Genomic DNA, 23,447 nt, shown 5'->3' with positions numbered 1-23,447 from the left:
CGTATGTTACATAGATCATTCCCAGCGACCAGCCCTGAACAGATAGAACCGCGACAAAGCCGCCGAACTGGCGGGAAGCCAAACGAGAGGCCCCGGCGCGTCGTGAGAAAGGACCTGACAAGACTATCGATGCGATCACGGTCCTCGCAGCGGCACATTGGCCGCTCTTCGTAACTCTCACTGAGCCTATTCGGCAACGGTCATTGATTGAAAAGCCCTATGGCCTTGCTGGTGCCCGCCGCCTACCTGCACCGCGCAGTCTGGTCTATTTCACGACCCACACCGCGCTCGACTGCTATGCCGTGTTGAAGATCCTGGCGCGCAACTTTCGATCGCGCTCGACGTTCCTAGCGTCGCATCAAGGTCATCGACGCCCCGTTCGCGATCAATGATCTGCTCAATCAGCACGGACACCGTTGGAGCGACGGTGCCGACGGGCGTCCCAAGTCGTGTAAGCGGACGCCGACGTTGCCAACGCCGAGATCAACTATCATCGGAAGAGATTTTCCAAAGAGCAGACCCCGATATGTCGTCCTCACGATCACATCGCTCAACTGGCTTCAAAGCCGTAACGAGCGGAGTTATGGCCAAGAGGCCACAACCGCGATATTTGCAAACGAACGAGTACAACCCCACGCGAGGACTAGCCGTAGGACAAGCCCTTCCTGGTGCCGAAAAGCTGCTGTCGATCGCTAGACATTCTGCTCGGAGACGACTTGGCCGGTGCCGCTTCCGATCGGCTAGTGAGCGTCTCCCAAGAGCCAACCCAACAGGCGAGCACGGAGGCCGCCAAGCTGGCGCACCTTGATGAAGCCGAGCACCTCGGGGCTGGCGCACGCCGCGGCAGCCGCCTCCAGCAAGCCGTCGGCAGAGCTGTCTGATATGTCGTCAGCATGACAGAGAAGACTGTCTAGGACCGACATAAATTGGTCATTGGTCTTCGCCGCGCAGCAGAGGTCTTCAAGAAGCGTAGGACGTGTAGCGTGGATCGCGGCGATCCTGGCTAAGTCTCCCCGCTTGATCAGCTCGATGATTGAGGAGGCATCCACCCCTGATGCGATGAGCAGCTGGGCGAGTTCGAGCAAAGACTCGCTCGAAACGACGGACAGGATGGTCGAACGCAGATTCTTGCTGTCCTTCTGGTCGGTGACGATCGCCTGCGCCACGGCGTAGACGGTGTCCTTCGCCCCCTGGTCCCTTGGCACTTCGACGACGTATTGCTCGAAGCCCTTGGCTTTCCGCTCCGCTCGGTACTCTCGCTTTTTCGTGGCTGCGTCAGAAACCTTCCTCTTTGCTCGAGTTACACGAACATAGGCGGTGGTCCGCTCCAGCCCGAGTTCAGCGACTTTCTCGTCGAATTGAGCTTCGTCACAGGTATCCGAACCCGGACCGTCATCAGCGGTATCAGGACCAGGTTTCGAGGTGGCTTGGGCGCCGACATGGACTCTCATTTCGCAGGACTAGTCCGAGGACTAGTCTCCCTGTGCTTAGCCATTGAGACACCAATCGCATCGCGCAACGACAACGATACGCGTCGATTGACGTCCCGAGGACGTCGATTCAGGTGATTTTCATAAGGGTGCACGAGGCGTCCCGGGGAGAAGGCTAGGTCTAGATGGAGAAGCCTTCACCGCCTTCGCCACGAAGTGGCCCCGGGTCCGGAGGTCCGGCAGCCTCTCCAAGCTGCACAACCACGCTCCAACGTGGCGGACACGTCAAAGATAATCGGCGCTCACCCAAAAACAACTTCGACGACAGAACATCGTTAAATCGGGTTAACCGCTGCATCTTTTTCGAACGACGTGGCCAAGTTTCCCAAGCGTTGCTTCAGAAATCCTGGTGACGATCCGCAGTTTCGCCAGGGTGGCGGCGCCGACAACTTCGGTTCAGCCGGCGTCCCGACCTTGGCGAATAAGTGTGTGCGCTCGGTCCAGTTTGGCTATGGATACTCGGGCACCACGGCGAAACGTAAAGTCGGTCTTGACCCCATGGACCTGCTCGGCCATCATCTCCTTCAGCTCTCCCAAACGCTCAAATGCCCACCAGACGGTCGGCTTTACCCTTCCCTGCAACAAATGCAGTGGAAAACTTTTTGTCCGTGTGCCGCTGAAATGTTGACAGCACCTGAAGCGCTCGGGGCTCGTCAACTAATTTGCGGCGTCTGAGCAATTTGCCGGACAGCAATGGAACCTGCGAAGATCGAGCCCGTGCCAAACGGCAGGAGGACGGGTTGGATCAGCATTCGATCAGCGAGATCAGTGAACCTGGGGACACCCCGCAGCACGTGCCGGAGCAGGCGACGGCTCCCAGCGTGGCTGCCCTCCCCCTGCCCTTTGGTTTTCCTAGATTGAGGCACGTTGATCGCTCTGACGAAGAACACAAGCGCCCACGCGGCGCTGCCGACGTGGCGACGGACCTTCCCAAAACCGACGCATCGAACGATTCTTCTGAGGCTCAGCGAACGCCATTGCCGCCCAATCCCTTTGAACTCGGCGCCGGGAACAACACCGGGCTCGACATCTTCCGGCATGTGCCTCTGGCTGACATCACGATGAGGAACCGGCTCCGCGGCGTGGTCAAGGCCTCGGTCTCGAAATTGATGGATTCGATTGCGGAGAGCGGCCTCATCCATCCGGTCGTCGTCCGGCCGGACCCGACCGATGCAGAAAAGTTTGTACTCGTTAGCGGGATGCAGCGTATCAACGCGGCGAGGAATCTCGGACACCACGAGATACTTTGCCGCGTGGTTGCTCTCGACGATAGCAATGCGGAGTGGTGGGAGGTCGAAGCAGTTCTGGCGAGGGCGAACCTTGGGCCTGCCGACGAAGCTCGATTCATGGCCCGCCGCCGCGAGTTATACGAACTGCGGCACGGGAAGGGCAACGGCCAGGCCAAAGGCGCAGCCGCCGCCAATGCCCGACAAGGACGGCGACACGCTGCCGCCACGTTGGCGCGAGCGTCTTTTTCGGAGGATACCGCCAACGAGACGGGGCGATCGCAGCGTACTATTCAGCGGGCGATCCAGCGAGCTGACCGTATCGGCTCCGCCACGCTGACGCGGGTCGCCGGGACTGCTCTCGATACTGGGGCCGAGCTCGACGCCCTGCCGCACCTCCCGCCGGCGACCCAGGAGCGGCTCATCGAACAGGCCGCAGCTGGAGCTCAGGTTTCGGCGGTGCAGGCGCGAAGGGAAATGCGGGCGTCATCCACCGCAAAAGGCCGGGAGGTGACGGAACCCTTGTCGTTGTCGGCCGATGCCGAGATCGACTCTTCCGACCTCTCAGCACTGAAGGAGGCTTGGCTTGGGGCGTCGAGCACGGCTCGTGAGAAGTTCCTCGCATGGATCGAGGCCTCGTCCCAATGAGCTTGCGCGCATATGAGTGGGCGTGGAAACAGAGCGTCAGTCCAACTAAAAAGTTGGTGCTGTTGGAGCTCTGCGATCACCATAATGAAGAACGCGGCGACAACGATGTCTGGCCGAAACAAGACACCATTGCGAAGCGCACGGGCTTCACCTCACGAGCAGTGAATTCTGCGCTGAAGGCATTAGAATTGGAGGGGCTCATCGAACGTCGGCCGCGATACCTTAACGGCAAACGCACGTCGGACGTGATTACCATTCTCATCGACCGAAATGAGGTGGTGTCCGCAGCCACACAAACCTCAAATCCCGGTCCGTCCTCCCCTATGGTACCGGAAGAAGATTCAGGTAGCAACCAGAAGGAGATTCCGGAAGCTGCCGGAACCACGTTCACCGTAATCGGTAAGGATCAACCAGCAAGACTGAATCAACCAGTAGTCTTCTTCCCGGAATACTGGGAACCCCACCGTCCGGATCTCGACGCGTGGAACTACGCAGCCAGAACCATAGTAGAGATTTCCATCCAACTCGGCACCGCTATCGATTGGGATTCACCTGGCATCCAAAACCTGTGGCCCGTCGTCGAGTGGCTAAAGCGCTTGGGAGATCAAACGGTCACGTCGTCCCTGATTAAGGTCGGCGCGCGGGCCGTGAAGAGCAACACGAAGATCAGGTCGTGGAAGTACTTCGAAGCTGAGATATCAAAAGCTGGCGCTTAGTTCATGGCGCCTGATCCGGCTATCGCGTCGCCACGAGAGCAAAGAGCGGGCACGCGAGTACCTCTATGTCATTCTTGTTTGTGGGTCAGGGCCGTACTTTCGACCGCAGCCCCGGCGTGAGCCGAAGATGTAGAGCCCAGCGACGCCAAAGGCTCGTAGTTGGGGCTCTACGGATTTTAAGCGGGAGATAACGTCAGCCGTCTGCATGGGACTATCCTATCACAGCCCTATGCGTTTCGGCGAAACCGTATCCTGACGCCTTGGGGGTTATTCCCGGACTCCCATAAAGCGGTCGTAAGTATCCAAATCGCGGGGCCCATCGTGATGAAACACCGGGACCACGTCCGCAAATTGCAGCAGTGTATAGTTCAGGTCGTACTGCTCGGCCCGCAGCGTCATCTCCTTGGTCGGCTCATCGAACCACACACCTTCGGCATGCTTCACGCCGGCTCGGGCTTCCTCCGTGAAGATAGACTGCCCCACCAGCGAGCGGGCCGGCACCTCGACCGGCGCGCCGCTGGTCTTGAAGTATCTTCTGCTCTTGAGAGCTGCTTCGCTCGACCAAGCCCAGTTCATGTAGCCGTCGCGCGAGACGACGATTATGGCACGGCGCTCGGTGTACCGAAGCCAGCGCAGGATGGCCGCGACCAGAGAGACGTCATAGTGCGTGGCGCATTCGCTGAGCTGGTCGAAATCCGTTTCCGATTTTGCCGGGATCCGGCGCCGGAAGTCATCGAGAGGCATCAGCAGCGTTGACGCAAAATCATTGGCCTCTCGCTCTATCTCGATGCCGTTGCGCCCGTCGACGGCAGCCTCATCGCACCGCAGGCCGTCGGGGTATTTTTGACGGTGGACGAGGTAGTGGCCAAGCTCATGGGCCGCCGTGAACCGGCGACGACGCGGCGAGCCCTTCTTGTTGACGTAGATGCCCCAGCGCTTGCCCGAGTCGGATGGCAGCAAGGCCCCTTCGCAGTCTTCGAGGTCGACGCTGCGCACCTCGGCGATGGGGTCGTCGGGACACAAAGTGTTGGAGATCTCTTTCGCGAACGCCGCAATATTAAAGCGATAGCGGTCCGGCGGATTGGCGGCGTTCAGAAGCTGGGTCAGATGAATCGCCCAGCGCTGCGACCCCCACCCCTCGAAGTTCATGACTTATCATCCAGCAGTTTGCGCATTTGGCGCAGCGTGGCTTTCAGCTCCGGAGTCATGCGTTGATATTCGCGGAAGAACGCCTTGTCCTCGGCAGCTATCAGTTCTTCGGGCGTGTCCTCGCCGAGGAGGTAGTCAACGGTGACCTCAAGGGCCTTGGCGATGCCGGCCAGCTTGTCCGCCGACGGCCTCGGCGGGTCCTTGTTCTCCAGCTCCCAGAGATACGACTTACTCGACCCTGACTTTTCGGCCAGCTGATCGAGTGTCAGCCCCTTTCCCAACCGAAGCTTTCTGATCTTGGCTCCGATTTTTTCGCTCATTTCAACGGCTTCCCCTTTGTTCGGAGTAGCAAGATAGCAGTTCCTTGACTCCCGGTACAGGTTCCATTATGTTCGGAGTAGGCATATAAGCCATGCTTCCAGGCTGGAGTGGCATTCGGGAGCTCCTATCGACCGCGCCGCGTATCGGCGTCGCCCCGGAAGGAGGCATAAATGACTGCAAAGATTACGTTTTTCCCTCTTGGAAATGCGGACACCAGCCGCATCGATCTCGTGAGCAGCCGTAAGGTCCTCATCGACTTCGCCAACATGCGGGACCCCAAGGATCCCTGCGACCTCCGGATCGACCTGGCGGAAGAGCTGCGCCGCGACCTCAAGGATGCTGACCGCGACTACTTCGACGTGGTCTGCTTCACGCACCTCGACAACGACCACATCAAGGGCTCCAGCGACTTCTTCTGGTTCGAGCACGCCGCGGCCTACCAGGGCGCGGGCCGCATCAAGATCAAGGAGTTGTGGGTGCCGGCGGCGGCTGTCACCGAGGAAGGGTCGAATGGCGAGGCGCGAATCATCCGGCAGGAAGCGCGGGCGCGTCTGCAGGCCGGCAAGGGCATCAAGGTGTTCTCCCGTCCCGGTCACCTGCACGATCTCCTGGCCTCATGGGGCCTGAGTGTCGAGAGCCGCGCCTCCTGCATCGTCGATGCCGGCCAGACCGTGCCGGGCTTCGACAAGGCTGGCGCCGACAGGGCCGAGTTCTTTGTGCACAGCCCGTTCGCGTGGCGCCTCAACGACCGCGAGGTCGAGGACCGCAACCAGGACAGCATCGTCATGCAGGTCACCTTCGTGGAAGGCGGGGTCGAGAGCTACGGTTTGCTCGGCTCCGACGCCGACTACGAGACGCTCACCAAGATCGTCGAGACCACCAAGCGCCACAAGCGTGAAGGCCGGCTGCTCTGGGACGTGCTGAAGCTCTTCCACCACTGCTCGTACCTGTCGCTCGGCCCGGACCGCGGCATGGACGAGACGGTGCCGGTGCCGGAGGTGAAGTGGCTGTTCGAGCAGGGCCGCGAAGGCTGCCTGATCATCTCGCCGAGCGACCCGATTCCCGTGAAGGGCAGCGACGCCGACAAGAGCGATCAGCCGCCGCACCGTCAGGCGGCTGCACACCACCGCCGCGTGGTCAACGGCAAGGACGGCGAGTTCAAGGTGACGATGGAGACGCCGTCGGTGTCCCGCCCGAAGCCGCTGGTCGTCGAGATCACCACCTCCGGGGTCAGCCTGGTGCTGGCCGCCCCCTCCGCGATCGGCATCGCGACCTCGCGGCCGGCTCGCGCTGGTTGATTGATGCTGCACGACTGGCTGCACATCTGGGGCGAACCTGTCGAGCCGGAGCACCTCTCCGGCTCGATGGCGGTCCGGTTCCGCGACTTCCTTGTCAACCAGGCCGAGGGCCTCGCGACCATCACAGGCGCCCGACGCAGCGGCCCGAACGCCGAAGGTGAGCTGCTGATCATTCAGGTGCGGACCAACCGCCCGCAGCGGCCGGCATATCACCTCCTGCGAGAAGAGCCCATCGGCATCCTGTTCACGACCGACGGCAGCTACGCGCCCTCGGTGCTAGCCCTCCGTACGGACTTCCCTGACACACCCCATCAGAACTGGGTGCCAGACGGCGTTCCTTTTTCGCTCTGCGTGGATGACCGGCCTTGGCAAGAGGCGCGCCCGCTTTATACGCCGGCCGAGCTTCTGCACCGCATCATCAAATGGTTCGAGCGCGCCGGACGCGGCGGCCTTCACGACCTCCGTCAGCCGCCCGATCCGTTCTTCATGCGCGAAGGCTATCACCTGATTATTCCGCGCAACACCTTCGACGGGGGAACGCGCGAACTGATAGCCTTTGCCCACGATCCTCAGAACCCGGTCGTGGTCTCGCTGCGCGAGCCACAGCCGGGCGAGCTGCAGCGGTTACAGGCCGGCACCTTCATGGTGATCGCCTTAACGCTGGAGCCGCGCGCCATGAGCCGGATGCGACGCGCTCCTGCGAACCTCGGCTCCCTCCTCCATGAGCTGAATGCTCGCGGCGTCGACCTTGCGGAGGTGCTGACGGCGCGCATCGCAGCGTGGAGCGCGGCCGGCAGCCAGACTAATTTCGAAACGCGAATTGGCCTGCTGCTGCGTATGCCGATCATCGGACCTGACGGCAACCCGACCGGCGAAAGCGACGACGTCGCCTTCCTCACCCTGGCCACGCTGGGTGAGATCGGCGTCGCTCTCGGCCTCCTAGGGCGCTCGCCCGAAGCGCATGGTGCTCGTTATGCCCGGCTGTTTACGCCTGCAAAAGCCGATGAGCAGGCGCTGGCAGGGATGATCGTGCTCGTGACCGCGGCCCACGTCGGGTTTGACCAGCGCAGGGCCCTTGATCTTGCCGGAAACTCCGTTGATGTCCCGCGACGGGTCGTGCAGATCGGCGCCGGCGCGATCGGCTCGATGGTCGCCGAGACGCTCGCGCGGCAGGGGTTGGGCCAGCACTGGACCTTCATCGACCCCGATTACTTGCTGCCGCACAATCTCGCGCGTCATGAACTCACCACCACAGAGATCGGCATGTCCAAGGCCGACTCGCTCGCGCGGCGACTGATGCAAGTCCGCACCGATCTACGCGCCGATGCCATCAACGCGGACGTGCTCAAGCTGGCGACCCGGGCGGATGAGGTCGCCGCCGCCCTGCAAGGCGCCGACCTGGTGATTGATGCCGCCGCGTCGATCCCGGTGGCAAGATGGCTCTCTGACCACGCCACCCGAGCCCGGCGCGGCAGCGCTTTCTTCAACCCAGCCGGCACCGCGGTGGTGTTGCTGATGGAAAGCCAGGACCGGACGATTGACCTGCGCCTGCTCGAAGCGAGCTATTACGGCGACGTCTTGAAGGTCCCTGCGTTGGAAGATCATCTTTCGCAGTCCGTCGATGCGGTGCCTTATGCGGGCGCCTGCCGCGCCGTAACCAACAGTATCCCCGCTGCTCGCGCGCAAATCCTTGCCGGGCTGGCCTCCGCGGGGGTGATGGAAGCGGTGGGCAAGCCAGAAAGCGATCTGCGAGTCTGGTCGCTGTCGAAGGATGGCAGCGTCACGGTCCATCACGGCGAGATCGGTGCGGTGCGGGCACAGTCCATCCTTGGCTGGACCATCACGCTGCCGAGCAGCCTGGAAGCCCGGATTCAAGAAATGAGAACGGCCGGCTTGCCGGCAGAGACCGGAGGCGTTCTCTTTGGCGTAGTCGACCTGATCGCGGCTCGGATTGACATCATCGAGGCATGGCCCGCGCCGCCTGATAGCGCAGCATCCGAGACCGAATTCAAGCGGGGAACAAAAGGGTTGCGCCAGGGCGTCGAGGCCGCCATTGCCCAGACCCTTGATCAGGCCCGCTACGTCGGTGAGTGGCACTCACACCCTCGCCGCGCGCGCACTCATCCAAGCGGCAAAGATCTCCTTCAGCTTGGTTGGCTCGCCACGACGTTGTCGATGGACGGCTGCCCCGGCGTCATGCTTATCGCGGGCGACACCGGCATCAGGATCTGTCTGGGTGCCGCCGTCGACGATGAAGAGGCCCCGACGTGAGCGAAGCGTCTTCACAGGGCGTTCCGCCAGAGGCAGCGGTCGCCGCGGACTTTCTCGGCGGGCAAAAGCTCGAGGACGGCATCGGGCTCTGCCTGTCTGGTGGCGGATTTCGTGCCATGCTGTTTCACCTCGGAGCTTTCGTCCGCATGAACGAGCTTGGCTTGCTGGCCAAGCTGGACCGCGTGGCGAGCGTGTCCGGCGGATCACTCGCGGCGGGCGCGCTTGCGGTCGCGTGGGATCTGCTCACCTTCGACCAGAACGGAATTGCCACCAATCTCACAGAACGCGTGGCCGAGCCGATTCTGACGCTTTCGCGCAAGTACATCGACATTCCGGCAATCGCTCTTGGCTTTCTGCCCTTCGTCCATGCCTCGGGCGTCGCGGCTCTGGCCTACGATTATTGGCTGTTTCGCGGCAAGACCCTTCAGGACCTGCCGCAACGCCCGCGCTTCTCATTTACGGCAACCAGCCTTCAAAGCGGCGTCCTGTGGCGATTCGCTCGCGACTATGCCGCAGACTACCGCGTGGGTATGTGGCGCAATCCCACGCTGCGGCTTGCGCCCGTCGTCGCCGCCTCTGCTTCGTTTCCGCCGTACCTTTCACCGACCTATATCGATGTCCCGCCCGGCGCGCTTAAGCCCGAAAATGGCTCCGATCTCCGCTGTGAACCCTACACAACGCAGCTCTGCCTGACCGATGGCGGCGTGTACGACAATCTCGGGCTTGAGCCGGTCTGGAAGCGCTACAGAACCATTTTGGTCAGCGATGGAGGGGCAATAACGCCACCGAGCATCGCTCCCCGATCGAATTGGCTTTCGCTGGCCGTGCGCGCGAGCAATATCGCCTTGCAGCAGGGCGTTAACATGCGTCGGCGCGTGCTGTTCGGCCTGGAACGCACTGGCGAGCGGCGCATCGCGTATTGGGGCATCGGTGAGCCCGTCGCGTCTTATGGCGTCGGCAACGAGCTGGGCTTCACGGCTGAACAGACCAAGCATGCAGCCGAGGTCGCCACCCGTTTAACGAAATACACCCTCGATACTCGGGTTAACATCATTCGTGCTGGCTATGCACATGCTGATGCGGCGCTTCGCGCGAGCCGCATCCCACTGCCCAACAACACGAAGCCCGACTTCTCAGGGCTGCCAGTCGTCCGTTAGGCCAAAGCGGCGCGCGCGGCGGATCGGCCAGGTTGCGTCCGGCACGAGAGCAGCTAAATTACAGGACTTCAGGCGCTTATATCCAAGGTCTCATGGCGAAGCGTAGCACTTCCACTGGTGCGGTCCCCGCCAGATTATCGATCGACCAGCTTCGCGCTGCGTTGCCAAAGCTTGAGCGTCGGCTGGCGGAGTTCAAGGGCTTAGACCTCAACACTCTGACGGATGAGATCGAGGAACCCGTGCTGGGCAGCCTTCGTCAGAAGTTCGATGACACGCTCATGGAGATCTACGGAGCAGACACGACCGATTACAATCGATACGCGGTTCACTCACTCGACGATACACCAATGTCACTTGTTGGGGGTTGGCCCCCAGTTCGGAGCAGGCTTCCCGGCATCAGGGCTGCTGTCGACCGCGCAATCGGGAGCATCGAGACCGCCATCGAAATCACGAAGGAGCGCATCGGCGATTCAGGAGGCGATGTCGCTTCGAAAGCCGTGCGGGCGTATGCGGGCGTCGATCTGCATCCCGAGATCGCCCGCGCCGCGAGCAAGCTTTATACGGATGGGCATTAGCAAACGCCGTTGAGGCCGCAGTGAAGCGGTTGAACGGTCTGGTAAGACTGCGCAGCGATCTGGAAATTGACGGCACAAGCTTGATGGAGCGCGCGTTCAGCCCCTCGAACCCCATTTTAAAATTCAATGACCTCTCTGACCAGTCGGACAAGGACGAGCAGAAGGGATTTATGATGATGTTTTCCGGCGCAGTGTCCGGGCTACGCAACCCCGCGCTCACGGCTTCATCAACGACGATCCTGAAAGGGCGCTGGAATTCATAGCGTTTGTGAGCTTGCTGGCGAAGCTCCTCGATGGGGCATCCACTTGATGCCGGCCAATTCTCGCACGAGTTCGCCAATCAACGCAGGCTGAGCGCCTAGCTTATTGGCTTGATCGCGCTTGAATTGCGGATCGTTGCTGGCGCATGAAAAGCGCTAGATGCGTATAAGTTGCCGAGCTTCGAATGGACTGCTCGATTTCGCCGTGCCACGCGACGAGATCGAGGCCGCGATTGCCGAGGTCGTCCCGCCGACAGTCGAGTTTCACCCGAATGCAGGCAATGCCTAACGCGACAAGATAAGGAACCTGAAGCAGGCCTTCGCGAATTCGGACGAGGACAGCCGTTTGGCTGCCCATAAGGCTGTTCGGGAGATTGTCGAGAAAGTCGTCGTTCACCCACAGGGCCGGTACAAACCTGCGCGGATCGACATTTACGGCCAACTCGCCGCCCTGCTCAGGATTTCCGAGCGGGCGGCCGAACCCTAAAGTCTAGGGGAGCGTTGGTTGCGGGGATAGGATTTGAACCGATGACCTTCCGGTATTCGAAGGACTTACCGCAGTTCGAAGTGCGATTGATTGACCACGCTTCCGGATGTATCAAGGAGACCTCACTCGCGTGAAACTTCGAACGGCCAAGTCTGGGAGATCAAGGGGTTACGCTGGGTCTGGTGGCGAGGAAGGACTTGCCCGCGCTCCTAAAGCGAGGCAAGCGCGCCGGCAGAACGCGCCTTTCGCCCTCTCGCCTTCTCTTCCGGCAACCCATTGGCCAAAGCGGCCTTTCGCATTTCAACTGCCTTCGCCAAGCGCGGATCCTTCTTTGCAGCTTCGTAGGCAGGCAAGACCGCTTCCATCCAGATCAGCATGCCTTCTGCCTTGAATACCACCCGGTCGGCAGCGCTGTAGACGCTCTGGGTAATGGCAGCGACCTCGCGCGACATCTTGTCTGCACCGCTCACGCGATGATCCAAGAGCGCGGATGCATATGCACCTTCACCGAAGTTCTCAAAGAAGCTCGTGACGGATCGACGCTCGTCATGCGGACCAATTCTGTTGGGCAGCCCGACCACGGTGAGCAGATCCGGCCATCCCGGTTTGCGGCCTGCCAGGGCATCAAGCGCATGATTGAGGGAAGAAGGGGTAATCGCCTTATCCAGATGGGGCGGTACGCGATTATCGTTACGTTGTTTGGCGGCGAGATCGCGCACAAGATACTTATTGCGGTCCTGCGGAAACGCCCACCTCGAGATCGCACCTAGTTGCTGCTTCGAGTACCGCGCCACTCTTTCGAGGATCTCGATCGCAATAGGCGGTACGCTCAGCTTGATTTCGCGCTTATTTTTCACCTCATCCGGTTTCCAGGTGTAGACGCGCCAGCCGGCGCGCTCCGGTGCTGGATCGGGGATCCAGCGATCGGAGCCCAAAGCAAGCATGTTCACCAGAGCGGAGCTGCGCTGGGGGATCATCCATGAAACTTGCAGGGCACCCAGGACCGCATCGTTGTTATTGCCACCCAAAGGCCTGACGGCTTCCAGAAGCGCGATGAGCATGCCAATCTGCGCCGGAGTCAGATAACGCTTCGAGCGGTCCTCCATCTCGTACTCGTGGGATAATGCCTCCCACCAGGTCGCGGTCGGGTCCAGGCCAGTGAAGCGCCGCTTTTGCTTAAGTCCCCAGCGCAGGACGCGCTTAGCGAGATCGACGTATTTTGCTCCAGCGGAGGGACCTGAACCGCTGGCATCAATGCGGTCCCGCACTTCTTCAAGATCTTCAAGGCGGAGCTCCTTTACGAAGCGCTTCTTGAGTTCGGTGTTTTCCGGCCGATCTCGCAATCGGGTCTCAAGCTCGGTAATCGACGAAGGCGCAAGGCGCAACTTGGCGGCTTCATTTCGACCACCATCTTTCGAGCTTTTCGTTCGTTGCGCGTATTGGTTAATCAGCGTCTCGAAGGTCCACAGTTCTCCCTTTATAGCTTCAGCGCGGTCAACCGCGACAGCAACGGACTTTTCGTCGCCGCCCATCAACCTTGTTTCGATGACGGCGTCCGGGTCGCGCCCGTTCTTGATCGCGAATATCGCCTCGGTGGCGATCTTCTTCACTTGGGCGAACGTGAAGTCTCCCACCGCACCAAGCCGCCGCTTGACAACCGTGGATTTCTGGCCTCGGACGCGGGTGCGGGCCTGCACATAGTAGGCGACCTCCCCGCCCCTGACGCGGATGCTCAGGCCTCTGGGATTATCGATAGCGAACTGGCATTCAGCGTCCGCATCGCGCTTCGCGCCTGCCTCGCCGAGCAAATCCTTCGTCAGCGCGTATCGCTTGTTTGCCATTTCCGGCCTTTTGGGGATACATGGGGATACACACATATGTAGACCGAAGGTCCGTCCCACAAGCACTCAATTTTCGTTACCTTAATAACCTATTATACTGTCAACAAATTTTGCGCTTTAGATCTCGCCAGGCGATATCCTGTTTACAGACAAGCGGTTTTGTAAACCGAAGGTCGGGGGTTCAATCCCCTCAGCCGGCACCATTCGTCCCCTACGGATGTCAGCGGGAACGCTTCGACACGCTGCCTTGCTGGAAGTGCTCGGCACCTTCGATCATCACCCAGCGATGTTTCGACTGCTCGAACACCGATCTCATCGGCGGCGGAAACTCGGGATGTGCGATCGCACCGGCGGCAACGCGATCATCGCGGGCAGATTGTCGGCGAGCCAATAGACCGTCGAGCCGCAGTCGGGACAGAAATAGTTGCGAACCTTGCCGCCACTCGCGGCCGTCCGGACGTATGGCTTTGACGTCCCCGAGATCATTACTGCCTCCGCGGCATAGAACGCACCGACGCCGAACGGCGCGCCGGTTCGTCGCTGGCAGTCGAGGCAATGGCAGGCAACGACGAGCCGCGAAGGCCCCGGAAGCGACAGCCCGAGTGCGCCGCAACTGCATCTGGCACCGATCATTGATGCATCCCTTATTTCAAAATCCATCGACGTTCAGGCGTTTCGTTCCGTCCCAATTCAGCATGGCCTCATGCACAACGTTAATTGCGCCGTTCCGTATCTCGTGCGGGAGACGGAGGACGCATGATTGTTTTGACCGCCGACGAGGATTTTGCCGTCCAAGCCAAGCTCAACTTCAGCCTGGGTGCAAAGGCATACGACACCTACCTTCAGGGGTTTCGTTGCGCACAGCTGACGGGCGGCGTCGTGATTGCCTATGCGCGCAGCGAGTATATGGCGGGAGTCATCAGCGCCGAATACAGCACGCAGATCGCGGACGCGGTGGAGAGCGTCGTCGGACAACCCGCTACGATGGTGCTGATCCTGCCCCGCCCCCGGCAATGACCTTCAGTCTGTTCCGACCTCGAACGCCAGCAGCACGTTGCCGGCGACGCCGCTCCATTGGCCGTAGCCGGAATTGGTGTAGAGCATGCCGCCGGCGATGACGGGCCCGGGGCCGTCGATCGCGCCGCCATGGGCAGGGACGCCGTTCACGGCCTTGAAATCCTGCGCGGTGTCGAATTCCCAGAGCAATTTGCCGTCGGTGGCATAGGCGCGCAGGAAACCGCTGACACCGCCGGAGAACACGACGCCCGGGATCAGGCTCACCGCCGCCGAGAGCGCGGGGCTGCATTGGCGGCGGTCGCCGCACGCGACCGGCGGCACTTCCATGGCGATCTTGCCGCTCGCAAGGTCGAGGCCGAACAGGCCGCCACCTTGCGTGGAATCCAGTTGCCGCGTGCCGTCGCGCATGAATCGCACGTCGGAGTTGGCGACATAGATGCGCTCGCCGTCCGCGGCCGAGCCCCATTCGCTGCCGCCGAGCGAACCGCCCTTCCCGATCCGGGTCTGCCACAGGATCTTGCCACCGTCGTCGGGATCGAGCGCGTGCACGACGCCGGATTTTTGCGCGATGGCCAGAATGCGCTTGCCATCGCGCAAGGTGACGAGGATCGGCGACTGGCCGAAATCGTGGTCGGGCCCGTGCTCGTCGGGACAATTGGTCTTGTCCGCCATGAAGCACGCCACCACGAAGGCGTCCTTCGGCGTCGCCTGCTGCTTCCACAGCAGCTTCCCGGTTGTCAGCTCGAACGCGAGGATCGAATCGGCGGTCGCAGCCGGCGGGTTCGAATAGGAATTACTGGTCGCCACATAGACCGCGCCCCGCTTCGCATCGATCGTCGGCGCCGACCAGATCGCAGCGCCCGACGGGCCGAAGAGCTGCGTGCCCCTGGCATTCCTGGTCGTGGGATGCGGGATCTCGGGAATCGTGTAGGCCTGCCAGATCGTCTTGCCGGTCGCGGCCTCGAGCGCCACCACGCTGCCGCGGAAGGTGCAGCATTCGTAGGAGGCCTGCGAGCCGGCGGCCTCCTCGAGTGACGACACCGGCACGTAGAGCACACCATCATGCAGCGTCGGCGCACCGGTAATCCGCGCGGCCGCATGCTCCTCCACCTTCGTCTTCCAGATCAGCGCACCGGTCAGCGCGTTCACCGCATACGCGTTGGCGCGCAGATCGCCGAAGAAGATCGCGTCCTGATCGGACCCCGGAAGCTTTGAAACGCTGATCGCGGCGCGCACCGCCGCATCGATCGCCACCGTCCACAGCGTGCAGCCGCTTCGCGCATCGAGCGCATGGACTTTGCGATCGGTGCCGCCGATGAACAGCATTCCGCCGACGATCGTCGGCGACGCAAACGACACCGAGGCCCCGGGAAAGGCATAAGCCCATTTCAGCCGCAGGCGCGGCACCTGCTCCGCCGTCAGCCCGGCCATGTCGGTCGGCTGGAACCGGCTGTTAGCAGCGTCGACGCCCCATCCGTTCCAGTGCGGACCGTCGAGGGCTTGCGGGAAGCCGCTCGCCTGTTGCGCGCAGCCGCCATCTGCGTCCGCGGCGGCGCCGTTCGCCGCCGTCTTGCCGGTGACGAAGGAGGCGATCGCGCGGCGTTCGGCCTCGCTGCGGTCCTTTGCCATCGCCGCCATGCTGCCGCTGGACAAGGTCGCCAGCACATGATCGAACGACATCGCCTGCATGGCGCCGCGGCCGGGCACGCGGGCCTGCGCATCGCCATCGTGGCATTGCGCACAATGCGCGGCATAGAGTGCGCCCCCGTCCTGCTGCGCCAGCGCCGGCGCGCTGCACCAGATCAACACCGCGGCCAGGACGGCACGTAGACCCATGGAGGGGCTCCGGCATGCGACGGGAGATCGCCTACACAACCCGAAGTCTATCGCAGGCGCGATTGAATCCGCAATGGAGGTTGTGCCGCAGCCGTCACACATCCGCGGCCACGTGGACGGGATTCGGCAGGTCGTCCAGCCGCCAGAGCCCGAGGCTCTTGTCGCGCCAGCCGCCATCGCCCTCCTCGCAGCGCTCGTCGATCAACGCGCGCGGCACCGGCCAGTCGAACGGCGGCTTCGTCATGTTGAGCGCGCGCCAGTCGCCGTCCTCGCAATCACGATTGGCCTCAAATTCCTGAAACGTCGTGACGAGCAGGAATTGCGCGCCGCTCTCGCGAAAGCGAGCAATCGCGCGGGCGATGTTCTGAAAACTCAGATGCACCAGGCAGTCCCGGCACAGGATCAGGTCGGCACGCGGCAGTGCATCGCGCGTGATATCGGCCACCAGAAATCGGCCGGCCAGTTCGCCGCGCGCCGCACGCTCATTGTTGGTCTCGATCAGAGACGGCACGATGTCGATCCCGATATAATCGAGGTCGAGCTTCACGCGGCCGATCCAGCCGGCATCGCCGCAGGGCGCATCGAGCAGCGAGCGCACGCCGAGCCGCTGCAGCAGCGGCGGCAACGCGTCCCGGATCGCTGCAGTGGCCGGGTCCTCCGAGCCGAGGCCGGACACCGAGCTGGCAGCGCCCCAGAGGTTGGTCCGCTCGATCCGCTCAAACCGCGCGGCGAGATCGAGCCCGGAGAAATTATCGCGGTCGGCGACGAAGCGTTCATGGGCAAGCACGGGGGGACGGTTTGAGATCATCGGCAAGCCTCACCTCAAGTCGCACGATCACACTACAGCAAGCCGGGGGGCCCGCACCGCTCAATCCGGCTTCTGCCACTCCATGATGTGGAAGTAGGGCACGCGGCGATGCCGGGCGATCTGCTCGGGGGTGCCGCCCGTCGGTTGAGGCTCACTGAACAGGCGCAGCTGGAGACCGTGGTCGAGCAGCAGCGTCATGTAGGTGCTGAGCGGACGGTGCCAGTTCAGGATCCGCATGTCGCGCCAGCTCACCCAGGTCGCGCGTTCGTCCATGTAGTGATCGATGGTGAAGCGCAAGGTGCCGTCGCGGTCGCGCGTCCAGCCGTCCGGTGGGCCGGCGGTGTTGAAGCTGGTCATGTTGGCGATCAGCAGAGTGCCGCCGGGCCGCAGTGCCGCCACCATCCCGGCGATCGCCGCGGCGAGATCGGGTATGTCGATCAGGCTGAGATAGCTGACGACGAGATCGTAGCACGCCTCGGCATCCATCGTCTCGGCGCGGCCGAGCCGGTAGTCGCCCTCGGGATCGAGCTGCCTAGCGCGCGCCAGCAGCGCCTCGGTCGGATCGATGCCGGTGGTGCGGATGCCGGCGCGCTGCATGATGCGGCAGAAGCGCCCCTCCCCGCAGCCGACGTCGAGCGCGTCGCGGAATCCGCGACCTTCGATCCGCGCCCGCATCGGTGCATCCAGCACGAAACGACGGCCATAGTCGCCATCCTCGCCTTGCTCGGCGATCCATGCGGCCGCCGAGGTGGCCCAGCCGTCGCCGACGTCCTCGTTCATGTCCCGGACCCGTGGTGTCTATCCGCGCACCCGCGCGGGGACGGTCAACAACCACAGATTGGATCCGATTTCAATAAGAGGTAACGTGCGCATGCCATGCACGCCACCACGCCCCGAGACAAGGCCAGGATCGCTGCCGGCGCGGTGACGGCCGTCGTCATGACGGCCGTGCTGCTGATTCTCGCGCTCGGTTTCGTGCTGGCGCTCTAGAACGCGGCGATGCCGGCGGACTTACGCCGTGCGCACCGTCCGCAGGAATTTCCCGACCTCGTCCTTCAGCCTTGTGCTGTCGCTTGCCAGCATCTTGGCGGTCGAGAGCACCTGCGAGGACGCCGAGCCGGTCTCGGCGGCGCCGCGCTGCACGTCGGTGATGTTCGACGAGACCTTCTGGGTGCCGTGCGCGGCCTGCTGGACGTTGCGCGAGATTTCCTGGGTCGCTGCGCCCTGCTCCTCGACGGCCGCGGCGATGGTCGACGACACTTCCGACAGCCGCTCGATGGTCACGGAGATGTCGCGGATCGCATTGACGGAGTCCTGGGTGGCTGTCTGGATGCCGGAGATCTGCTGGCTGATCTCGCCGGTCGCTTTCGCGGTCTGCTCGGCCAGCGTCTTCACTTCGGCCGCGACGACCGCGAAGCCTCGACCGGCCTCGCCGGCACGCGCCGCCTCGATCGTGGCATTCAGCGCCAAGAGGTTGGTCTGGCCGGCAATGGTGTTGATCAGTTCGACGACGTCGCCGATCCGGGTCGCCGCGACCGAGAGCTCGCTGACTCGTTCGGTCGTGGTGCGGGCCTGGGCGACGGCTTCACCCGCCATCCGCGCGGATTCCTGCACCTGCCGGCTGATCTCATTGACTGACGAGGACAACTCTTCGGTGGCGGTCGCGACCGACTGCACATTGCCGGTGGCTTCGCCCGAAGCGACGGCGACGACCGAGGTCAGCTCCTGCGCGCGCTGCGCGGTGGTGGCAAGCGTCGAGGACGATGCTTCGAGCTCGGTGGACGCCGAGCCCACCGTCTCGATGATTTCGCCGACCGCGCGTTCAAAGCCGTCGGCGAGGTTGACCATGTCGCGGCGGCGCTGCTCGGCAGCCTGCTTCTCGACCTCGAGCTGCGCAGCCTTGAGGCGCTCGACTTCGAGCGCATTGGTCTTGAAGACTTCGACCGTCCTGGCCATGTCGCCGATCTCGTCGTGCCGGTCCTTCTCGGACACCTCGGTCTTGAGATCGTTGCGGGCAAGCCCCTCCATGGCGAGCTTGAGCCGGGCAATCGGCTGCGACATCGCCTTGAGGCCGATGAACAGCGCGATCGCCATGCCCAGGATCAGGCCGCCGGCGCTGACGCCGACCACGGTCCAGGTCGCGGCGCGTGTATCGCGATTGATGACCTCTTTGCGCTTGGCGACGGCCTGACCGGTTTCGGTGGTGAATTGGGCAATGCGTGCGAGGGCCGCATCGAGCAGCGGATCGCACTCCTTGTGCGCCCGGTCGGCGGCCTTGGCATTTTCTTCCGTGCTGCTGGCCTGCGATCCCGCCTTCAGCACCGGGTCGCAACCCGCGAACGCTCCCGTCAGCTGGTCACCGATGCTCTTGATCTGATTGGCGCGCTGCGGATCGTCTCGCTCCGCCGCGTCCAGGTATTGACGAATCTCGTCGCGGTTCTGGTTCGCGGTCTTCAGCCGAGCGGCATTGCCGGCCTCGGTTGCCTCGGTGAGGACGGCATAGAGCGCGGCATGGTAAGTCTCCGCACGGCGCTGGGCGCGCGCGAGGTTGAGCGCGGAGGATTGCGCGGCGGCGAGTTCGCCGAAGCTGTCGACGGTTGCGGCAAGTTCGCGCGCGCCGAAGCCCGCGACGGCGATCATCGCGCAGCCCATCACCGCCACGATCAGCGCCACTTTCCAGACGATCTTCAGATTGTTCAAAAAGCTCATGTCCGCCGCTCACCAATGTTCTGCCGGGCATAAACCCAGCACCGTGCATCAAAACCTGCGGTTGTTAAAATTTAATGCAATTTGAGGGCGTCCTCTTACGGAAAATAAACCCCTCTGCGCTCCGGCGTAAGCTTCGCGTAAGCTTGAGCCCGTTTTCGCGGCACCCGGGATCTCTCCAACAGCGGAACCGCGCCCGGGCGTTTTGCGTTGTCGGCCCATGCGGATCAGAGAAGAAAACCGGAATATGTTCTTGCTGGCGACGGTGACGCTGTGTTGCGGCGCTGTGGCGGGCACGTTGGCGCTGCTGGAGCCTGCCATCGGACCTCAGTCCGAACGGCTGGTCGCTGAGCGGGTGACGGCTGAGCGGGCGACGACCGAGATGCCGCGGACGTCGGATCTCACGCCGGTTCGGGTGATCGGCGCCCCGTTCGAGCCGAACGTCAATCCACGCCAGCGATAACGCTTACTTCGGCGACGCCTCTGCGCCCTCTGCGGGCCGGTCCTGCGCACGTGCCAAACCCTCCACGAACGCGATGACCTCCGCCCGCTTGTCGGGCGGCAGCGACAGGAACGCGCGGATGAGCCTTAGGCCCTCCACCGCGTTCGACCGTTCTGCTCCGGAGTTCATCCGCCCTATGTCGGATGACCGGGAAAAATATGCAATCCCTTTGCAAACTTGCTTGATTTGACGCAGTCGCTTTGCTGGAATGCGGCGGCTGAGGTGGATCATGAAATGGATCGCGGAACGCGACGCTCTGATCGCGCAGACAATGGCCTTTGTCCAATCGGTGACCGGCAGGAAGGATCATGTCCTTCAACCGGGCACGAGCACGGCTGCCCAACGCGTCCCAGCCGATGACGTCGCCGTGCAGGCTCGCGATGTCGAGACCACGCGGAAGCAAGCCCCGCTGCCGCCCCCGCCCGCCCCCCTGCCGGCGCCGCGCGCGGGCGGGGACTTCCGGAACGAGATGCAGGCCCGCATTGCCAGTTTCCGCAAGCATCAAGAGCGGTTCGAGCGCGAGCGCGAGGAATATTGCGCCGAAACCCTGTCCAGGTTGCGCGCCGCCATTCGCGACGGCTCCGGCCCACCGGCGAGAAAGTAAGCCGCCCCCTCAGGGCCTTAGATCCAGGACCACACCAGCCAAAGATTGGCCGCGCAGGCGCTGACCAGCGCCAAAGTCAGCGGCAGAAGCATGTGCCCACAAGAGGTGTTCAGGTCGCTCGTCATGGGCGGGAACATCCGCTGATTCCGCCAAACGAGTCCCAGGGATTCTTTTTTCCGGGATTCAGGACTCGTTAAGGACTCAGGACCTCTGCCCTCTGATCACGGCGCCGTGATCGGAAGCCGCCCGGAACCGCTTGGCTCGTAGGTCGTTAACGCGCTTTCCGGGAGCGGGAAGAATGCCCTACGCCTTGTTCTGCAACGACGCTCAGATCAGCAAAGCCTATCCGAGCGAATCCGACGTCTGGAAGCTGGCGCATCGGAGCGGGCTGGTCGTGGATGTCAGCGCCGACGAGGACCGTCCCGGGCCGCGCCGGGTGCTCGACAACGATTACGAGATCAAGCCCTGCCGGGCCGCCGAGGGAGAGGACCCTGCCAGGAACAAGGCCGAGGCCGACCGCCAGTCGAAGATGGAGCTCGAGCTGAATTCGTGATGGCCGGTGGCAGAAGCCGCCAAGCGCTCAGGGCGTCGCCGCGGCCAATGAAGCCTGCTCACCCGGCATGGGAACGCAGGCCTTGCGGCGATGCAGCCCGCGGATCGCGCCGGTCACCTTCAGCACCTTGCCCGACGGGCAGGACGCATCCTTGACGAAAGCCACCTCGTAAGGTGCCAGCATCAGAGGCTCGGATTTGAGGATTGTCTGTGCAGAGCACGGCAGGCCAAAGAGGCAAGATAACGCCACTGCCGACACCAAGATACGCATGTCCGTCGTCCCACCAGCCCGGTAATTCTCATATAACGCTTTCCGGAGCGCCAGTTCCGTAAGCGGCAAAAATTATTTTTGCTTTACCCAAGTCCTATGACGCGCGTGAGAAGTCGCGCGCCGGAATAATTCCTGCAAATGACGCGCCAGATGGTTCACACGAAGGAAATATTGAGCCGGCAAGCCAAGGTCTGACAAACGAAAGGCCGGCGCGAAGCCGGCCTTTGTCAGAGCGCTGGCACGGGTGGTGGATCAGTAGCGCGAGGCTGCCGGTCCGCCCCAGCCGAAACGGTAGTTCACACCGACCTTGACGGTATGCTCGTCCTCCCGACCGCGAACGCCGACGATGTCGGCCGGGCCGGAGGTGAAGGTGGTGCTGCCGAAGTTATAGTATTGGTACTCGGCCTTGGCCGACCAATTCGGCGCGAACATGTATTCGAGACCAGCACCGACGGTGTAGCCCTCTTTGCTATTGCCGGTGGTGGTGAAGCCCTGCGGCACGCCGGCGATGTTGACCCCGAGGCCGCCATTGCGCCAGGCGTAACCGCCCTTGGCGTAGAGCAGCGCCGGACCCCAGGTGTAGCCGAGGCGACCGGTCACCGACCCGAGCTGGTCGGTATTGGAGGTCACCTGCGTGCCCAGCGGGAACGTGACACCGTTGTTGCTGGTCGGCAGCCAGGAATACTGGGCCTCGATACCCAACACCCAGTTGGGTGCGAACTGGTAGTCGAAGCCGCCCTGCACGCCGCCAAGGAAGCGGGCGTCACTGGACTGGAAGCTGCTGTCGCCGGCAAACGCGCCACCGACATGGCCGCCGATGTAGAAGCCGGTCCAGTTGTAGATTACCTGCGGCTGCGTGTAGGCCGGAGCCTTGGTATAGGTGCGCGCTTGCATGTCCGCGGCTGCGGCCGGCGCCGCCAATGCGAGCAGAGCGGCTGCACCCAGCAAAATCGATTTCATTGTCATCCCCGTTCTTTCATTTACGACACTCAGGAAACAACGTGGCGTGAATTGGGTTGCTTCGCGGCGATGCCGGAACGTTGATCGTTCGTAACTGTGACGGAGGGGCAACAACGCGATTTTGTTCCCCCGGATTGCCTTGTACAGGTGGTTTTTATCGCCTGCGCAAATCCAGCCGTAACAATTTGTCGCGCGGTCAGTCCGCCCCGTTCAAAGTTCCCCAAAATGTGATCCACGGGCCTGGCAGCCCCGGTCTAGCACCCACCGATGAAAACGCGCTTTGCGCTACCGCGTCATCTTTTCGAGTTCCGGAAAGGGTACGTAAACCGCGCCGGCGCAGAGGTCGCTTGTCCGGTCGACGACACGGTCCGCCCGTCCGTTCACGAAGATCACAGCACGCTCCCGCATGGCCTTATAGCTGCCGTCGCTCTCGCGCGGGGTGAAGTGGAGACAGCTCACATAGAACTGCCGGCCGCCGACCTCGCGCTGGACCGGCTCGGCCATGCTGGCCTCGCGCACGCCGACCGGGTTGTTCAGATAGGTGCGCATCAGTGCCAGGATGTCGGTTCGGAAATTGTCGGGAAACGGCTGCGGCCCTCCGGCTTGCGGTCCACCAATGATGGTGGGACGGTCGCCGTCGCTGCCGAAACATGCCGTGAGCGCCAGCGGCAACAGCAGGACCGATGCCAAGCTCACCGCACGTTTCGCCAATCGCCCCACAGGTCCCGCTCCGCTCGAACAGACTCGGGGGA

General features: G+C 62.6%; 24 protein-coding genes and 2 pseudogenes. 12 read left to right on the top strand and 14 right to left on the bottom strand.

The window, feature by feature from the left end:
• Positions 1–740: 740 nt before the first annotated feature.
• Positions 741–1,451, bottom strand: coding sequence for a hypothetical protein (locus JQ580_RS27805; protein ID WP_249134474.1), 711 nt, complete (start codon positions 1,449–1,451; stop codon positions 741–743).
• Positions 1,452–1,802: 351 nt separating this feature from the next.
• Between JQ580_RS27805 and JQ580_RS27800 the strand changes: the two genes are divergently transcribed.
• From JQ580_RS27800 to JQ580_RS27790, 3 genes are all read left to right on the top strand, one after another.
• Positions 1,803–2,165 (top strand): hypothetical protein, encoded by a 363-nt coding sequence (locus JQ580_RS27800; RefSeq protein ID WP_212283612.1) that lies wholly within the window; start codon positions 1,803–1,805, stop codon positions 2,163–2,165.
• A 65-nt stretch (positions 2,166–2,230) separates the two neighbouring features.
• Positions 2,231–3,364: a ParB/RepB/Spo0J family partition protein gene (locus tag JQ580_RS27795; protein WP_212283610.1), complete on the top strand. Its 1,134-nt coding sequence runs from the start codon at positions 2,231–2,233 to the stop codon at positions 3,362–3,364.
• Complete coding sequence (locus tag JQ580_RS27790) at positions 3,361–4,080, top strand: helix-turn-helix domain-containing protein (protein ID WP_212283608.1); 720 nt, start codon at positions 3,361–3,363, stop codon at positions 4,078–4,080. The genes JQ580_RS27795 and JQ580_RS27790 overlap by 4 nt, the downstream gene beginning before the upstream one ends.
• A gap of 267 nt (positions 4,081–4,347) precedes the next feature.
• Here the strand turns inward: JQ580_RS27790 and JQ580_RS27785 are convergent, their stop codons facing one another.
• Positions 4,348–5,229, bottom strand: coding sequence for an ImmA/IrrE family metallo-endopeptidase (locus JQ580_RS27785; protein WP_212283606.1), 882 nt, complete (start codon positions 5,227–5,229; stop codon positions 4,348–4,350).
• Positions 5,226–5,549 (bottom strand): helix-turn-helix domain-containing protein, encoded by a 324-nt coding sequence (locus JQ580_RS27780; protein WP_212283604.1) that lies wholly within the window; start codon positions 5,547–5,549, stop codon positions 5,226–5,228. Before JQ580_RS27780 ends, JQ580_RS27785 begins: the two co-directional genes overlap by 4 nt.
• 171 nt (positions 5,550–5,720) lie before the next feature.
• Between JQ580_RS27780 and JQ580_RS27775 the strand changes: the two genes are divergently transcribed.
• The 5 genes and pseudogenes from JQ580_RS27775 to JQ580_RS27755 form a co-directional block, all read left to right on the top strand.
• On the top strand, positions 5,721–6,848 hold the full coding sequence (locus tag JQ580_RS27775; protein WP_212283602.1) for a ComEC/Rec2 family competence protein: 1,128 nt from the start codon (positions 5,721–5,723) through the stop codon (positions 6,846–6,848).
• Positions 6,849–6,851: 3 nt separating this feature from the next.
• Positions 6,852–9,119: a ThiF family adenylyltransferase gene (locus tag JQ580_RS27770; RefSeq protein WP_212283600.1), complete on the top strand. Its 2,268-nt coding sequence runs from the start codon at positions 6,852–6,854 to the stop codon at positions 9,117–9,119.
• On the top strand, positions 9,116–10,276 hold the full coding sequence (locus tag JQ580_RS27765) for a patatin-like phospholipase family protein (RefSeq protein ID WP_212283598.1): 1,161 nt from the start codon (positions 9,116–9,118) through the stop codon (positions 10,274–10,276). Before JQ580_RS27770 ends, JQ580_RS27765 begins: the two co-directional genes overlap by 4 nt.
• A 92-nt stretch (positions 10,277–10,368) precedes the next feature.
• Positions 10,369–10,851: a hypothetical protein gene (locus JQ580_RS27760; RefSeq protein WP_212283596.1), complete on the top strand. Its 483-nt coding sequence runs from the start codon at positions 10,369–10,371 to the stop codon at positions 10,849–10,851.
• A gap of 14 nt (positions 10,852–10,865) precedes the next feature.
• Positions 10,866–11,114: pseudogene (locus JQ580_RS27755) on the top strand (TIGR02391 family protein); the annotation flags it as partial.
• Positions 11,115–11,214: 100 nt separating this feature from the next.
• On the opposite strand, the gene JQ580_RS27750 reads toward JQ580_RS27755, so the two are convergent.
• The 3 genes and pseudogenes from JQ580_RS27750 to JQ580_RS27740 form a co-directional block, all read right to left on the bottom strand.
• Complete coding sequence (locus JQ580_RS27750) at positions 11,215–11,553, bottom strand: hypothetical protein (RefSeq protein ID WP_212283592.1); 339 nt, start codon at positions 11,551–11,553, stop codon at positions 11,215–11,217.
• A gap of 254 nt (positions 11,554–11,807) precedes the next feature.
• Complete coding sequence (locus JQ580_RS27745) at positions 11,808–13,439, bottom strand: hypothetical protein (RefSeq protein WP_212283590.1); 1,632 nt, start codon at positions 13,437–13,439, stop codon at positions 11,808–11,810.
• A gap of 220 nt (positions 13,440–13,659) precedes the next feature.
• A pseudogene (locus JQ580_RS27740) lies at positions 13,660–14,072 on the bottom strand (GFA family protein).
• A 123-nt stretch (positions 14,073–14,195) separates the two neighbouring features.
• On the opposite strand from JQ580_RS27740, the gene JQ580_RS27735 reads away from it, so the two are divergent.
• Complete coding sequence (locus JQ580_RS27735) at positions 14,196–14,456, top strand: hypothetical protein (protein ID WP_212283589.1); 261 nt, start codon at positions 14,196–14,198, stop codon at positions 14,454–14,456.
• 3 nt (positions 14,457–14,459) lie between these two features.
• On the opposite strand, the gene JQ580_RS27730 is transcribed toward JQ580_RS27735, so the two are convergent.
• The 4 genes from JQ580_RS27730 to JQ580_RS27715 all read right to left on the bottom strand — a co-directional run bounded on the left by JQ580_RS27730 (position 14,460) and on the right by JQ580_RS27715 (position 19,809).
• Positions 14,460–16,292 (bottom strand): outer membrane protein assembly factor BamB family protein, encoded by a 1,833-nt coding sequence (locus JQ580_RS27730; protein WP_212283588.1) that lies wholly within the window; start codon positions 16,290–16,292, stop codon positions 14,460–14,462.
• A 94-nt stretch (positions 16,293–16,386) separates the two neighbouring features.
• Complete coding sequence (locus tag JQ580_RS27725) at positions 16,387–17,100, bottom strand: class I SAM-dependent methyltransferase (protein WP_212283587.1); 714 nt, start codon at positions 17,098–17,100, stop codon at positions 16,387–16,389.
• Positions 17,101–17,160: 60 nt separating this feature from the next.
• Positions 17,161–17,880, bottom strand: coding sequence for a class I SAM-dependent methyltransferase (locus JQ580_RS27720; RefSeq protein ID WP_212283586.1), 720 nt, complete (start codon positions 17,878–17,880; stop codon positions 17,161–17,163).
• A gap of 231 nt (positions 17,881–18,111) precedes the next feature.
• Positions 18,112–19,809 (bottom strand): methyl-accepting chemotaxis protein, encoded by a 1,698-nt coding sequence (locus JQ580_RS27715; RefSeq protein WP_212283585.1) that lies wholly within the window; start codon positions 19,807–19,809, stop codon positions 18,112–18,114.
• Between the two features lie 244 nt (positions 19,810–20,053).
• Between JQ580_RS27715 and JQ580_RS27710 the strand changes: the two genes are divergently transcribed.
• The gene (locus tag JQ580_RS27710) at positions 20,054–20,269 is read left to right on the top strand and encodes a hypothetical protein (RefSeq protein WP_212283584.1); all 216 of its coding nucleotides are present in this window, start codon (positions 20,054–20,056) and stop codon (positions 20,267–20,269) included.
• Between the two features lie 3 nt (positions 20,270–20,272).
• On the opposite strand, the gene JQ580_RS27705 is transcribed toward JQ580_RS27710, so the two are convergent.
• Positions 20,273–20,539 (bottom strand): hypothetical protein, encoded by a 267-nt coding sequence (locus JQ580_RS27705; protein WP_212283813.1) that lies wholly within the window; start codon positions 20,537–20,539, stop codon positions 20,273–20,275.
• On the opposite strand from JQ580_RS27705, the gene JQ580_RS27700 reads away from it, so the two are divergent.
• Positions 20,538–20,912, top strand: coding sequence for a hypothetical protein (locus tag JQ580_RS27700; RefSeq protein ID WP_212283583.1), 375 nt, complete (start codon positions 20,538–20,540; stop codon positions 20,910–20,912). The genes JQ580_RS27705 and JQ580_RS27700 overlap by 2 nt on opposite strands.
• 298 nt (positions 20,913–21,210) lie before the next feature.
• Positions 21,211–21,465, top strand: a complete 255-nt coding sequence (locus JQ580_RS27695; RefSeq protein ID WP_212283582.1) for a hypothetical protein — start codon at positions 21,211–21,213, stop codon at positions 21,463–21,465.
• Between the two features lie 27 nt (positions 21,466–21,492).
• On the opposite strand, the gene JQ580_RS34280 is transcribed toward JQ580_RS27695, so the two are convergent.
• From JQ580_RS34280 to JQ580_RS27680, 3 genes are all read right to left on the bottom strand, one after another.
• Entirely contained in the window at positions 21,493–21,735 is a 243-nt protein-coding gene (locus tag JQ580_RS34280; protein ID WP_212283581.1) for a DUF6719 family protein, read from the bottom strand.
• Positions 21,736–21,987: 252 nt separating this feature from the next.
• Positions 21,988–22,695 carry an outer membrane protein gene (locus JQ580_RS27685; protein ID WP_212283580.1) on the bottom strand — a complete coding sequence of 236 codons (708 nt, stop codon included), beginning with the start codon at positions 22,693–22,695 and terminating at the stop codon, positions 21,988–21,990.
• Between the two features lie 285 nt (positions 22,696–22,980).
• Positions 22,981–23,415, bottom strand: coding sequence for a hypothetical protein (locus tag JQ580_RS27680; protein ID WP_212283579.1), 435 nt, complete (start codon positions 23,413–23,415; stop codon positions 22,981–22,983).
• Positions 23,416–23,447: the final 32 nt, after the last annotated feature.

The organism is Bradyrhizobium sp. SZCCT0148 (assembly GCF_018129985.1).
In the GTDB taxonomy this organism is placed as follows: domain Bacteria; phylum Pseudomonadota; class Alphaproteobacteria; order Rhizobiales; family Xanthobacteraceae; genus Bradyrhizobium; species Bradyrhizobium japonicum_H.
Note: the sequence above shows the minus strand (reverse complement) of the source record. Positions and strands in the feature narration are given on the sequence as shown.